11 protein-coding genes are annotated in these 13,384 nt (G+C 56.5%); 6 read left to right on the forward strand and 5 right to left on the reverse strand.

The window, feature by feature from the left end:
- Positions 1-1,674: a site-specific DNA-methyltransferase gene (locus ACZ89F_RS03940; RefSeq protein WP_476090485.1), complete on the forward strand. Its 1,674-nt coding sequence runs from the start codon at positions 1-3 to the stop codon at positions 1,672-1,674.
- Between the two features lies 1 nt (position 1,675).
- Positions 1,676-4,354 (forward strand): DEAD/DEAH box helicase, encoded by a 2,679-nt coding sequence (locus ACZ89F_RS03945; RefSeq protein WP_476090486.1) that lies wholly within the window; start codon positions 1,676-1,678, stop codon positions 4,352-4,354.
- 177 nt (positions 4,355-4,531) lie between these two features.
- Here ACZ89F_RS03945 and ACZ89F_RS03950 read toward each other — a convergent pair whose 3' ends face one another.
- Entirely contained in the window at positions 4,532-5,692 is a 1,161-nt protein-coding gene (locus ACZ89F_RS03950) for a hypothetical protein (protein WP_476090487.1), read from the reverse strand.
- A gap of 352 nt (positions 5,693-6,044) precedes the next feature.
- On the opposite strand from ACZ89F_RS03950, the gene ACZ89F_RS03955 reads away from it, so the two are divergent.
- Complete coding sequence (locus ACZ89F_RS03955; RefSeq protein WP_476090488.1) at positions 6,045-6,476, forward strand: helix-turn-helix domain-containing protein; 432 nt, start codon at positions 6,045-6,047, stop codon at positions 6,474-6,476.
- Positions 6,477-6,670: 194 nt separating this feature from the next.
- On the opposite strand, the gene ACZ89F_RS03960 is transcribed toward ACZ89F_RS03955, so the two are convergent.
- On the reverse strand, positions 6,671-7,123 hold the full coding sequence (locus ACZ89F_RS03960) for a hypothetical protein (protein ID WP_476090489.1): 453 nt from the start codon (positions 7,121-7,123) through the stop codon (positions 6,671-6,673).
- Positions 7,124-7,361: 238 nt separating this feature from the next.
- A complete protein-coding gene (locus ACZ89F_RS03965; RefSeq protein ID WP_476090490.1) occupies positions 7,362-8,222 on the reverse strand; it encodes a DUF2971 domain-containing protein in 861 nt (286 codons plus the stop codon).
- A 379-nt stretch (positions 8,223-8,601) separates the two neighbouring features.
- On the opposite strand from ACZ89F_RS03965, the gene ACZ89F_RS03970 reads away from it, so the two are divergent.
- Positions 8,602-9,636, forward strand: a complete 1,035-nt coding sequence (locus ACZ89F_RS03970) for a DUF4145 domain-containing protein (RefSeq protein WP_476090491.1) — start codon at positions 8,602-8,604, stop codon at positions 9,634-9,636.
- A 1,178-nt stretch (positions 9,637-10,814) separates the two neighbouring features.
- On the opposite strand, the gene ACZ89F_RS03975 is transcribed toward ACZ89F_RS03970, so the two are convergent.
- Positions 10,815-11,060, reverse strand: a complete 246-nt coding sequence (locus ACZ89F_RS03975; protein ID WP_476090492.1) for a hypothetical protein — start codon at positions 11,058-11,060, stop codon at positions 10,815-10,817.
- Between the two features lie 425 nt (positions 11,061-11,485).
- Here ACZ89F_RS03975 and ACZ89F_RS03980 point away from each other — a divergent pair, with 425 nt between their 5' ends.
- Both ACZ89F_RS03980 and ACZ89F_RS03985 read left to right on the forward strand, forming a co-directional pair.
- The gene (locus ACZ89F_RS03980; RefSeq protein WP_476090493.1) at positions 11,486-12,007 is read left to right on the forward strand and encodes a hypothetical protein; all 522 of its coding nucleotides are present in this window, start codon (positions 11,486-11,488) and stop codon (positions 12,005-12,007) included.
- A 105-nt stretch (positions 12,008-12,112) separates the two neighbouring features.
- On the forward strand, positions 12,113-12,400 hold the full coding sequence (locus ACZ89F_RS03985) for a hypothetical protein (protein ID WP_476090494.1): 288 nt from the start codon (positions 12,113-12,115) through the stop codon (positions 12,398-12,400).
- A 217-nt stretch (positions 12,401-12,617) separates the two neighbouring features.
- Here the strand turns inward: ACZ89F_RS03985 and ACZ89F_RS03990 are convergent, their stop codons facing one another.
- Positions 12,618-13,364, reverse strand: a complete 747-nt coding sequence (locus ACZ89F_RS03990) for an NYN domain-containing protein (protein ID WP_476090495.1) — start codon at positions 13,362-13,364, stop codon at positions 12,618-12,620.
- Positions 13,365-13,384 lie beyond the last annotated feature (20 nt).

Genomic DNA, 13,384 nt, shown 5'->3' on the forward strand with positions numbered 1-13,384 from the left:
ATGTCGAAAAAACAGAAGCTTGAACTGACCTGGATCGGCAAGGACGAGCGGCCGAAGCTTGAGCCGCGCATCCTGATCGAAGATCCGTCGCTGTCGCATCACGCGGCCGCGCGCAGGTCAGAAGCCGACATTTTTGACAACATGCTGATTCATGGCGACAACCTGCTCGCACTGAAGGCGCTGGAAGCGGATTTTGCGGGCAAGATCAAATGCGTGTTCATCGATCCACCCTACAACACGGGTAGCGCTTTCACGCACTATGATGACGGACTGGAGCATTCGCTCTGGCTCAGTCTCATGCGCGATCGTTTGGAGATGATGCGGACTCTGCTCTCCGACGACGGCTCGCTATGGATCACCATCGACGACAACGAAGCGCATTACCTTAAGGTTCTTTGCGACGAGGTGTTTGGACGGGCGAACTTCGTCGCGAACGTGGTGTGGGAAAAAGCTGACTCACCCCGAAATTCGGCGCGGCTGTTCTCCACTGATCACGATCATATTTTGATATTTTCGAAAAATGCAACTTGGACACCGCGAAAACTTGCTCGGACAGACGAAGCAAACTCCATCTACTCAAATCCCGACAACGATCCGCGAGGAGATTGGCTGCCGGGTGACCCATACGCAAACAAGCCCTATTCGAAAGGCCTATACTCGATCGTAGGCCCAACCGGACGAACCTTCGCGCCACCAGCGGGCCGATTTTGGAGGATCTCTCAGGAAAAACTTCATCAGCTGGACCAAGATGGTAGAATTTGGTGGGGTCCGACGGGCAACGCCCGGCCCAGCATAAAAAAGTATGTAAATGAGGTGGGGGATCTTGTTCCGAGAACGCTGTGGAAGAAAGAGGCTGTAGGAAGCAACAGGACGTCGAAGAACGAGTCTCGAAGTTTGTTCCCTGGGGATGTGTCATTTGAAACCCCTAAACCGGAACGTCTTATTCAGCGTATTCTTGATATTGCCACCCAACCTGGCGACCTGGTCATCGACTCCTTTGCCGGTTCGGGCACCACCGGTGCAGTAGCCCACAAGATGGGCCGGCGTTGGATCATGGTCGAGCTCGGTGACCACGCCGAAACACATATTGTTCCGCGCCTGAAGAAAGTAATCGACGGCGATGATGCCGGCGGCATTACCGAAACGGTCGGCTGGAGCGGCGGCGGTGGATTCCGTTACTACCGGCTCGCCCCGTCGCTGCTCGTCCACGACAAATACGGCAACTGGGTCATTGCGAAGGACTACAATGCGGCGATGCTCGCTGAGGCGTTGTGCAGGCACATGAATTTCACCTACGCGCCTTCGCAGAACCCTGACGAATATTGGAACCACGGCTTCTCGACAGAGACCGACTTCATCTACGTTACGACGCAGAATCTGACGCATGACGCCTGCCGGAAAATTTCGGAAGACGTCGGGCCAGACCGGTCACTGCTGATTTGCTGCAAGGCTTTCAACGCGAGCCCGGATTCGTTCGACAATCTGACCCTTGTGAAGATCCCGACTGCGATCCTGTCGAAATGCGAATGGAGCCGCGACGACTATTCGCTGAACATCCAAAACCTGCCGCTTGCACTGGACGAGCCGGAGGAGCCACGGACGCCTGGACGCTCCCGCAAGAAGGATTCAGGCCTGCCGCTTTTCAACCTTGGCGCCGACGAAGGCGAGGCCTGAGATGAGCGAAGACCGCATTCGCCGCCAGATCGCGCAACGCTTGTCGCTGCGCGCACCACAGGAGCAATCGCTCGACATCTTGGCCGACATCGTCGGCCGCATTGGCCTGGCGAAGGGCGGTGACTCAGTCGCGGCGCTCGATGCAATCCAAGCGGCCTATCCTTCCGTGCAGGATTTCGAGCGCGACTTTCCCTCACTCTGCTTTGCCATCGCCACCGGTGTGGGCAAGACCCGCCTCATGGGCGCGTTTATTGCTTGGCTCTACCTCGCCGGCCGCTCGAAGAACTTTTTTGTGCTGGCTCCCAACACGACGATCTACGACAAGTTGGTCGCCGATTTCTCGAAACAGGCGTCGCCGAAATATGTTTTTCGCGGCATCGCCCAGTTTGCCCAAACGCCACCTGTCATAGTCACCGGCGATACCTGGGAAGAGGGGCGGGGCGTGCGCGGCTCCGACCTTTTCGGCGGTGAGGCCATCGTCAACATCTTCAACGTCGACAAGATCAACAAGGACAAAGGGCGCATTCGCACAATGCGCGAGACCATCGGCGAATCCTATTTCGACTATCTGGCAGCACTCCCAGATCTTGTGCTGCTAATGGACGAAGCCCACCGCTATCGTGCAAGTGCTGGCATGAGGGCAGTAAACGAATTGAAGCCGGCGCTCGGCCTCGAATTGACGGCAACGCCGAAATCCGTCGGCGCTAAGTCGACCGCGTTTCGCAATGTCGTCTTCGAATATGGGCTTGGCAACGCCATGGCCGACGGGATGGTGAAAGAGCCTGCGGTGGCGACCCGGGCGGACTTCAACCGGGCTGATTTCAACGACCACCAGCTTGAGCTCATAATGCTCGAAGACGGCATTCACTATCATGAACATGTGAAGGTCGAACTCGACCTTTACGCACGTCAATCAGGCCGGAACCGGGTTCATCCATTCGTGTTGGTCGTCGCCCAGGATACGACCCATGCAAGCGCGCTGCGCGCCCGGATCGAAAGCGATGAGTTCTTCAAGGGCGCCTACAAGGGCCGTGTCGCAGAGGTTCATTCAAATTTGAGGGGCGACGAAAGCGACGAGGCAATCCAGCGCCTGGTCGGGCTAGAGACCGATAATCTCACAGAGATCGTCATCCATGTGAACAAACTCAAAGAAGGGTGGGACGTCAACAACCTCTACACGATCATCCCACTTCGCGCCTCTGCTTCCGACATTCTAACTGAGCAGACGCTCGGCCGCGGACTTCGCCTGCCCTATGGCGAACGCACCGGCGTCGAGTCGGTCGACACGCTTACCGTGATTGCGCATGACCGCTTCGATGAAGTGATCAAGCGAGCGAGGGAAGTTGACTCGCTTGTGCAGATCAAGACGCTGACCATCGGAAAAGGCGGGGACGTTCCGGCTGAAACCGAACGATTGATCGATATTCCTGTCTCGTTCGAGGTAGCCCTGCTCGGCGGTGGATCTGCGTTTCAAGGAATGCAGGAACAAGCTGTCATCTTCGACCATGTCGATGATCGCAAGGTCGTTGAGTCGGCGCTCGATTTCATAACCCGCAAATATGAGCGGCAGCTCAAGGGGGGCGTTAAGCAGCTTTTGACGCCGGAAGTGCGAAAGGAACTCGCCGCCGACATCAGACGCGCCCTGCAGCCTGCACAGGGCTCGCTGGAGGGCATAGTCGCTCAGCCGAGAGTCGAGGAGATCGTCGGCATAGTCACCGCCAGCCTTGCGGAGAATACGATCGATATTCCTGAGATCGTCGTCATTCCGAGCCGGGAGGTAAATTTCTGGTTCGAAGCCTTCGATCTGACGGGCCTGCAGACAATCCGATATCAGCCGCTGTCCGATCGGATCCTGATCCGGAACCTACGGGACCAAAACCAGCGCGAACTAGCCCGATCGATCTCCGGACCGAAAGAAGGCCTGCTCGAAAACTATATCGTCAAGCACCTGATCGACTACGACCAGGTCGACTATGACTCACAATCCGACCTTCTCTACAGGCTCGCCGGTCAGGCCGTGTCACATCTGCGAACCTATCTGGCGTCCGAGGACGATATAGAGAACGTCGCGCTCGCGCATGGAAGGGCGATTGCAGAGTTCATCTTTGTGCAGATGAAGGGCCACTATCGCGAGACGCCGGCGGACTACCAAGCAAAGCTTGTCAGGTCGTTTCGGTCGCTGAAGCCGCTGACTATCAGCATAACCAGCATCGCAAAGATGCTCGACATAAAATCGGCCGCAAGGCCATTGTCGGACACCAGAAGCTACGTCTTCAAGGGCACACGAAAGAGCCCCTACAACTTTCACAAATTCCAGTCTGATACCGAGCGCCGCTTCGCTGCCCTGATCGACAGCGAATTCGAGAAAGACGTGCTGCGCTGGGTGAAGCCAGGCCCCGGTCAATTCCAGATCGAGTATCGATCAGGCAAGGCTTACGAGCCGGATTTCGTCGTAGAGATGTCGGCGCTCAAATTGATCGTTGAGATTAAGGCTGACGGTGAGATGAGTGACCAAACAGTTCAGGAGAAATCGCGCGCGGCTTGCGAGTGGGTCAAACACGCCAACCAGATATCGACGGACACCGCATCGAAGTCTTGGGGCTACGCGATCGTCCCGGAAAGCGCGGTCATCGAGAGCGCTACTTTGGCAGGCCTGATGGCGAAGCACAGGTTGGTCTGACGCAGGTCCGAAGATCACCACCTCGTCCCGATTCCGATTTGGCCGGTTTTTCCCACCAGAAGCTCTGGCGATCAGCGCATCCGGTGGTGAGGAGCCGCTTTTAGCGCACGGGTTCGACCCAACCAGAGGTTCCGGCGACCTAATAACTTGGTCTGTATAGACCCTGCTCGGCAAGCCTCACTCACCCTCCCTATGCCCCAGCTTCTCCAGCGCCATTGCCGCCCGCCCGTTGAGAGCCTCATACGCGAGGAAGCTACCCGAAGGCCCTGTGCCTAGCCTGGTCATGGGACGGATCTTCTTTCTCTTCGCTCGAAGGAAACTCTTAAGCGCCGGCCTGGCGCCCTTTCTGAACGACCGTCGAGCCCCCTCCATGGCAATCACACCAACGATGCCTGCATTGAGGAACCTTCTCCATCGGTCGTTCTCGAGTGCCTTACGAACTGGGTGTTTGCCTACGAACCCGTTCTCGAACGTCGGAACCATGAACTGGAAGTATCTACCCTGGAGCTTCGCGAAATTGAATCCTTGCAGGCCATGGATGTAGTCGACCCCAAGGTCGATCAGCTCCTGCCGATCCAGGGTCACTTCGATCCTGGCTCGGTGCTCGCTGACTGGTAGATCATCCCAGGTTCCAGCTTTGACGTTCTGGTTGTCGATTAGCTTCTCCATCACACGCCACCTGACGTGTCCATTTTGTCGACCTACGTAGAACGTCGCATCGATCGGAGCAGGCTTGTCAGCGTCTGAGGACATCAGGCTATTTGTTGCCATCAAAAAAGTCGGCTCGTCTCGACTCCATAGGAAACGCGGCCTGTCGAGACCGACAGTCATGAAATCCCGGTCTGGAAACAGATGCCGCGCCAGGACGCCGACCATCCTCCCGGTCATATCGGCCGAGGGAGTGCGGGGTTTGAAATCAACGCTGATTTCGATTGAACGGACTACTCCGTGCATCTGCAGGTCAAATTTCTTGTCCAGCTCGTCTTCGCACTCGGCTAGCAGTTTCAGCTGCGGTTCCTGGAAGCGTATTCGAAACTTGGTGCTGACATTTCCAGGTTCCGGATCAAGCGGCTCTACGTGGGGCATGCGCCCGACAATGGGCTCGACCACTGCCTGGACGAATTGAAACTGCGTCGAGCGTCCGAACCAGAAGTCAATGTCGACCCAGTCAATGACCGCTCGGCACGTGTAGTCGCCCAAGTCGATCACAGGGTGAACAACAGTCCTTCCGGCCACCCGCCGCTGTGTCGCCGTCGTTGGAGTTGCGCTGTATTCCAGCACGACCTGACGCTTCGGGTCTTTGATGCCCATAAGGACGACTTTGGTCGAGTAGTTCATCCGTGGCGGCCACCCATCGAGCAGCCGGTTGACCACACCGGGTGGCCTTTATCCGAGTCGCATCACCCGTGCGACAGGCCTTCTGCGCTGGGCCTTTCCGCGTCCTTTGGCCGCTGCGGGCACTATGTGCGCGCTGCCACGCCCTAAGGCCAAAGTAAATCATGGGTTACTTATGTATAGATTTGACAAAGATTCAAAGTATTTGGCTTAAACGATTTTTTTGAGTGACATGTGGGATGAATCAGATAAGGGAGGCCAGATTATCTCTAGGCGCCTGTTGGGAATTTCAAATCCCCTATCAGTTATCGATATATAGCAAGTAATATCAGATACTTTCAGAAAGATAACGAACATGAGCAATGACAACACCGGTGCGCGAGACAAATCCGAGATTGCCAAATTTTTGGACAAACGGATCTATGAAATGAGCCATCGAAAGAGCCAAAGGGACATAGCCAGAGAGATTGGGCTTACTAACGACAACGTCATTTCGATGTATAAAACCGGTCGGATCAAGGTTCCGTTATTTCGCGTTGTGAGTCTCGCCAAGGCGCTAGAAACTGATCCTCGAGCGCTGTTCGTCCTGGCGCTCACGCAGCACGGCAATGAACAGGACCGCGCGGCATATCGAGAAATTTTGCGCGGGTTCTCAGCAAACGAGCAGGAGATTATCGAAGTGGTCCGCAAGTTCTCAAACGGAACGGATCCGAAGCTGTCGGTCGTGTTTAGAAAGATAATACGCGCCATCTTTCGTGGCGTGGGCGGCACGAAATCGAACGCATGACATTGAGAACGCCAAGCGCCGCGGGAGGGAAATGACGAGCAGATCGCCCTCAGCCTGCTAGATCGCAAAATGGTCACGCAGTTGTCGGCAAGCCTCGGCAAAAGATCTGACCATGTCGAGTGTCATCTCCCTGACGTTCACAGCAGGTCCTCTTTCGCGGCGCTATCTCTTGGTGTCTGAGTTCGCGTGAATACCTATGGCCCCGCGCCCTGGAGGTTGTCGTGAAAGCCGTCGCAGCCAGAGGAGTAGCCGCTTAGGCCGTGCATGACATCGGCGAGGCGATGCAGGTCGACCTCCTGATGGGCCAGGGTGACGATTTTGCCGCTGGTGTCGACCGGGTAGCGGAAGGAGAAGGACCTAGGATCCACTTTGGCGAACTCGACGATGATCTCCTCCACAACGCTGTCGGTGCCTTCCACATCCTCGTGTCCATAGCCCGCAAGGACTTTGAGAAAGATCGACCATAAGGTGTGGAGGTCGTGCGTGTTCCACTGGGCGTCCACGCCGACGGTGTAGCCATAGGTGGCGATGAGGTATTTGAGTTCAAGCTCGATGAATTGGCGGTAGTTGAAGATTATGGGGAAGACGAGGGCATCGCCGTCGTGGTGCGACTGTGCGACATGGGCGACCATAAGGTCGGCGGCCATCTTGTATCCGGTCATCATCGTTACCAAACGGCTGTGACCATAGGGGTCGATATAGGCATTGCTCTGCCACTCGTCGGAGCGGGTGAACGGGGCGTCGCCAGCGGTCGGCCACCGAAAATCCGTTCTCAGCAGGGACTCAAAATCGGATGCGGGGGGGCTTGTCGTCGTTGCTCATACCTGGGTTCTCGGAGCGATGATATCCAGTTGACGATGGACTGGGGCCGTGAATTGCCGCCCACTAGTCCAAGTCGTCGAAGGCCTCGATCAGGTCACGGGTGCGCCGTGGCAGAGAGGCAGAAAGCTCTCCCGTATCGAGGACACATTTCATAAGCTGGAAAGTGCCGTGCCGCTCCCGCATTTCATAGAAGCGGACTGCCCGGCGCCGGTTTTCAAGTGCCTTTGTAATTGTGTATTTGACAGTTAAGCCGCAGCGCATCCCGAAGATCACTTCCTCGAGTTCGAGGGGGGAATCGTGCGGTCCGCGCGTGCCGATCAGGCGCCATTCGCGCTCATAGCGCCAGCTACCCGCCTTGCGCAGCAATACGGCCTCGTCCACCCGGCGGCGCGCCACGGCGTCATTGTCCATGATGGCGACGTCACTAGCTTTGACGTTCCTGCTTCCGCCATAGGTGATCTTGTGGAGGCTTGTGGCAGCATCCGCCGGGATCGAGTATCCCGCGCAGATGCCTCGGTGCTGGTCGCCGTAGTGACTCCACATCAGCGGGCACGTTGCGCGCATGGCGAAGGATACGATGCCCCTGTCATAGCGACGCAGGAGTTCGTCCTCGAGGTATTGCGCAAGCAGGAATTTCAGGGGGTCCGCCACCTCATAAATCGGATTGCCGGCGTTGTAGCGGATCTCGTCGATCAACCGGGCAGCCCGGTTCAGGCTGTGGCGCGCGATGTGGTCGATTGTTTTCGGACCGCGATATTTGATTGATGCGGCAGCACTGGTCATCTCGGCTCTAATGCGCTGTTCCACAAGGCGGCTCAGGAGGTGCTCGAGGTCATCGGCCGGGAGATTGGCTTCCAGGTTCGGCCTACTGTCGAGCGGGTCGTTGAAGTCGCTGGGGTCTGCGTAATACAGTTCGTCGGCCATGAGCATATCGAGGATCCGGTTGCTGAAGCCACGATACTTGTATAGCCGCCTAGGCAAACTGGGTTGTTTCAAGATAGATCCCGCCAATACCATATGGTTTGAGTCCACGCATGTTGGACTATCGGCTATCAACGTGCCAGCGTGAGGCGCATTGCCACCGCGAATGACTTTCGGAGTGCACGGAATGGGATTCTGTCCGATCTGCAAGACATCGGCCAGCCTAGAGCAGCCCAACGGCGGCGACTACAGGCGAGTGGAGTGCCGCAAGTGTGGGAATTATCAGATTACTGGGTCGGCGCTGGCGATGCTCCCTGCTCGCCTCCCAAGGGACGATCCGAAGAGTGTCGCTCGCCTAAGCCACGCCACCAGATTGATGTCGATGACCACCGATGCGGAGTGGCCCGAGATCAATTCCGTCAATCTTGATGAGATGCTGAAGCGGCCGCTACCTTCCGTTGATAGGCAGATGACTAATCTCTTGGTCTGGGTCGCCTCCCAACTCGGTGACGATCAACTCGGCACCGTGGAGTTGCCGGACGAGGATGATCTTACGGGGGTGATCGGAACGATTGATGGTCGTCGCGTCGAGCAGTTGATCTCACGGGCAAAGAGCGAGGGCCTGATCGAGTTCGTTCCCGACGACTGCATCAGCGTAACCGCAAGGGGATGGGCAAGATTGGCGCCGTTGCAGGCCCCGGCCGAGCCTGCAACTAATCCATCGCGCCCAGAATCTGCTCCGAAGGTTGACCGCACGATCAAGGCACATTGCAACAAGTGTCGTGGCACCACCAACTCGTGGGTTCGCGCGGAACATTCCACTTCAGGCAACGATGGCCCGATCTCATGGAGTGACACCTTCGAAGTTCTGCAATGCTGTGGATGCGACATTCTTTCGGTTCGGCACGAGCACTGGTTCTCTGAATGGGACGATATGGACTATGACGAGAATGGACGGCCGGTGATGCGACCAGGCATAAAGGAGACCTATTATCCGGCGCCTACCGTGCGTGCTAAGCCGGCATGGTCGGACAGCATCGGCGACGAGGTGTTACGGAACGTCCTGGACGAACTCTATGCGGCTCTCAATACCGGCTTGAATGTGCTCGCGTCGGTCGGCGCTCGCACCTTGCTCGACAGGGCAGGTTATCTCTTGATCGGAGATCCGAAAGGCGGGTTCGAGGGCAAGCTGTCGGCGCTGGAAACCGGCGACTTTATCAGCTCACAAGAGAAGAAGACCCTTGAGGCAGTGGCAGATGCCGGAAACGCATCAGCCCACCGAGGCTATACCCCGACGTCTGCGCGTCTCGAGCATATCGTCGACATTATCGAGAACTTCCTGCAGCGGGCCTTTATTCTGACAGGCGCTGCCGAGGAGATTAGAAAGACTACACCGGCGCGCGGGAAGATCTCCTAGTCGACGGGCTCCCGGTATGGAATGCGGACGGAGTCTATCGTCATAACGCTACCCGGGAGAAACGGGTCCTCGCCTCGCTGACACTAACGGCAGCTTCGTGCACGTCGGAGTCGAATCCGCGCATGCTATGTAGCTAGGTTGTTGCTGCTCTTTCAAATGGGAGTGCCGGCGCTCCTTTGAGCTCGCTTCTGGCGCTGCTTGCTCGTTCCCGTCGAGGAGACGAATGGCGACGTTTCACCCATCTGAGCCATTGGCAGCAGCCAGCTGATCATTCGACCCTACTGCGTCGAGCTCGAGTGCGGACCGGAGCGTAGAGCGCATGCTCGGTCGGTCCCGCTAATCCAGCGGGTCGGCAAAGCCGGCGCGGTCAGTGAGTGCACCACTAAGACAACCAGGTGTTGGATCTAAGATGCCATCAGCGGAAGCTGACGACGATCGCCTGGGTTCCTAGGAACCGATCGACTTTATTTCTGACTCGGGATGATCCCCATAGATGGAAGTCCTAGGTTTTCCATGGTGATATGTAGGGGATGCCTTTTGTTGCCGGAGAAAAAATATCACCCATGCTCCGCTCCATGTGGGGTGTCGGCTGGCCCTCTGAAAGGGAACAGCTTGATTAGGCCCGGGTTGACAATGTCAACTTCGGCGCCCGATTGTGGAAGATCAGCCACCAATTCTGTCAACCAGGAACGTGCGTTCTCTTATGCCGGTAAGAGAACGCATTACATTAAGTTTACCTCAAGTTGACAGAAACCGCCGAAATCCAATTTTTTGGGTAGTTGTCAACTACGGCGGGATCCAGGAACTGTGCTGGGACCGGGGTAGGCTGCGCCGTTGGGACCGAAGGTCGGATGTTCGAGTGCTGTGAACGTCGATACCCCAAGGAAGCTATTTAATTTTCTGCCCATTTCTGAAGGCGCTAGTCCCGTAAGCCTTTGAGAGACCACGCCAAAATAGTGCATTTTACGTGTGCTGAATGCATGTGCTCGGGAGACATACGGGACTTAGTCTCAACTATTTCATTATTCGTTTCGCTGGTTGCAACCTGTGATCAGCGCCCAATGGTTCTCTCCGGTCGCGTTTTCAGCTAGTGTCTAAGCTTGACGTTTGGGCCGTCAGATCTCTCGGGATGACCCATCCATGCGGCGGGCGCTTCTGACCTTTAGGTCCGGTTGGCACTAGTCGTCCTTGTTCGCCAGACGTTGGACTTCGTCGTCGGTCGAAGATTTCAACGCTTCTGAAACAAAATCCGAAAGGCCACCAAGATGCTCCCGTAAAGCATCCTCACTGATGCCTCTGGCCCTAGCATCTTTGACCAGTTGCCGGACGTGAGCATCGATAATCCCCTGAGCGGGATTGTATGGTCCAGCGTTGATGTTCTCAAACACCCAAGCCGTAGCGAAGTCGGTAACCTGTCTGCTCATTGGCTATCCCTTATTGCTTTCCGCAAAGCATATAGGAGGCGGCGCTCGGATGCGACAGGGCAAGGGCTTTGAGATACTGCCGTTTCTTGCAGGTCAGCGTGGCGTTGAAGGGGAACAGGTAGCAGCGCGCCGAATTCACTCACCGCGCTGTAAGGGGTGACTGCCAGAGAGCGCCGTAGTGCGCCGTGTCACATTGCAGCATCCGGTGCTCAAGCTCTCCAGTGAGCTCGCCTGCGAACCTAGCGCAGAAGCCGGCGGACACCTCGATGTAGCGATCTAGTCAAAGAGCTATTTACTGACACCTAGTGCCGACGCGCGCTTCAAGCACATGGGGATTGGCCAAAGCGGAGCCTTCGCGGAATCTCCATTGACACGGTAACGGTCACTATGTTACCAGAACCGTGACTGCCGCCGGAGATTCGATCATGGTCCTGACACCCGCCGAAAAACAGAAACGCTACCGCGAACGCCAAAAGGCCGCCGAGCTAGCCGCGGCGAAGGCTACGCCAACGAAGCCCAGCTATTTGAAGCGGCCCTTCTCAGACTTCGTCGGGGATCGAGACTTTCCCTTTGATGCCAGCTTAGACGCATACGGAGTCCATATTTCGGGTCCCGATTTTCTGAGAACTGAGATTCAAAAATTCAAGTCCGAGTATGATCGCGACGAGCCGGTCACGGCGCTTGAACGTGCTCTAGGGATATTGGGTGCTTGCCTCGACACCGCCGATGAACTTTCGGTTCTGATCAATCAATACAAGCTCACTGAGATAGGTAGGGCAATCGACGACGCCCTGGCGGCGAGTGCTAACCTGCCGAGGGGCGATGTAGAAGCGCTCAAGGTGTCGTTCGCCGAGATCGATCGACTGAAGCTAATTCAGACCCAATTGAGGGTGCCAGCTCGCTATGTGTTCCCGTCAACACAGGTGAAGGCGGAGCGTCTCGACTGATCAAAGAATTTCGCCGGAGTGATTGTCGATTTGACCCCGATGTCACTCCGGCGACGTAGCCAACGGCAGGGGCTAATTCCTGCCGATCACAAGGAGAACCCTAACATGTCCAATATTTCTGAGCAATTTAGCGACGTGCCGGAGACTGAAATCGTAGTCGGGCCTGAGCAAATTCGTCAAGCTGACGCCCTATATCGAGCTGCCTCGCTTCAGATTGAAAAGGCTCATCGTCTCGTCGGTAAACCAAAGGTCCAGGCACGGTTCGACGCCGGCTACATCGCCTATTTGGAAGGGCGCATAATGGAGACCGACAACGAAGGTTTGGCCCTGGAAGATCTTAGGTCAGGCTATTTCCTGTTCCGTCACATGGCTGAGTGGAAAGTCGCAGCATAATTCGTCAAAGGCACAACCCAAGGCCTCGACCCACGATGACCGCAAGATAACCAACATGAGGGCGCGGATCAAAACCGCGCCCTCATCCCGAGGCACGTCAGGGGGGCCGTCAGGGCGCACGATAGTGTGCTGCGGTCCCGGTGCAGCAGTTAGGTGCTCGAGCTCTCCAGTGGGCTCTGGGGCACGTCGTTTACCGTGAGCAGAACCTTGGCCGAGGCTATTTAATCGCTCGCGATACACCGGAGGCGGGCTTCAGGCGCACGCGAATATGGCCTGTGTCTGACTGGCCGACATCCAGAGATTCCATCTTGCGCACAAGATCGCTGAGCTTCTTGAATCCGTAGGTCCGTGGGTCAAAATCAGGTGCGAGATTGGCAAGTAAGTTGCCGAGCTGTCCCAGGTTTACCCACCCGTCGTCGCTTTCATTCTCCGCCATGATCCTCTTGAGGATGCGGGATGCATGAGCCATCGATTCCAATGGCTTCTTGACCTTCGCATTGGCATCAGTGGTGGTCGTTTCCGGAAGCAGGTTCTCCGTGTAGATAAATCGCCGGCAAGCCTGCCGGAAGCTTTCAGGCGTCTTCTGCTCACCGAACCCAAACACGTCCACCCCATGCTCGCGAATTCGCGCTGCGAGTCGCGTAAAGTCGCTGTCGGACGACACCAGGCAGAAGCCATCGAACCGGCCACTATGCAGAAGGTCCATTGCGTCGATGACCAGTGTGATGTCCGACGCATTCTTGCCGGTCGTGTATGCGAACTGCTGCTGAGGAATGATGGCATGCTTGGATAGGATGTCTGCCCATGCCTTAGAGCGCGGACTGGAGAAGTCACCGTATATTCGCCGGACGCTCGCCTCGCCTATTTTGGCGATCTCCTCAAACAGTCCATCGGCGATTTTCGCCGAAGCATTATCTGCGTCGATCAAGACAGCCAGGCGAGCGGAGCGCTGTTCTGCGGGCATATGGGGGGGCTCCAATTCAA

It is taken from the genome of Mesorhizobium sp. USDA 3734, from assembly GCF_056279665.1.

Coding starts and splice junctions, on each gene's coding strand:
- ACZ89F_RS03940 (WP_476090485.1), top strand. CDS start 1: ATGTCGAAAAAACAGAAGCTTGAACTGACCTGGATCGGCAAGGACGAG.
- ACZ89F_RS03945 (WP_476090486.1), top strand. CDS start 1,676: ATGAGCGAAGACCGCATTCGCCGCCAGATCGCGCAACGCTTGTCGCTG.
- ACZ89F_RS03950 (WP_476090487.1), bottom strand. CDS start 5,692: ATGAACTACTCGACCAAAGTCGTCCTTATGGGCATCAAAGACCCGAAG.
- ACZ89F_RS03955 (WP_476090488.1), top strand. CDS start 6,045: ATGAGCAATGACAACACCGGTGCGCGAGACAAATCCGAGATTGCCAAA.
- ACZ89F_RS03960 (WP_476090489.1), bottom strand. CDS start 7,123: ATGGCCGCCGACCTTATGGTCGCCCATGTCGCACAGTCGCACCACGAC.
- ACZ89F_RS03965 (WP_476090490.1), bottom strand. CDS start 8,222: ATGGCCGACGAACTGTATTACGCAGACCCCAGCGACTTCAACGACCCG.
- ACZ89F_RS03970 (WP_476090491.1), top strand. CDS start 8,602: ATGACCACCGATGCGGAGTGGCCCGAGATCAATTCCGTCAATCTTGAT.
- ACZ89F_RS03975 (WP_476090492.1), bottom strand. CDS start 11,060: ATGAGCAGACAGGTTACCGACTTCGCTACGGCTTGGGTGTTTGAGAAC.
- ACZ89F_RS03980 (WP_476090493.1), top strand. CDS start 11,486: ATGGTCCTGACACCCGCCGAAAAACAGAAACGCTACCGCGAACGCCAA.
- ACZ89F_RS03985 (WP_476090494.1), top strand. CDS start 12,113: ATGTCCAATATTTCTGAGCAATTTAGCGACGTGCCGGAGACTGAAATC.
- ACZ89F_RS03990 (WP_476090495.1), bottom strand. CDS start 13,364: ATGCCCGCAGAACAGCGCTCCGCTCGCCTGGCTGTCTTGATCGACGCA.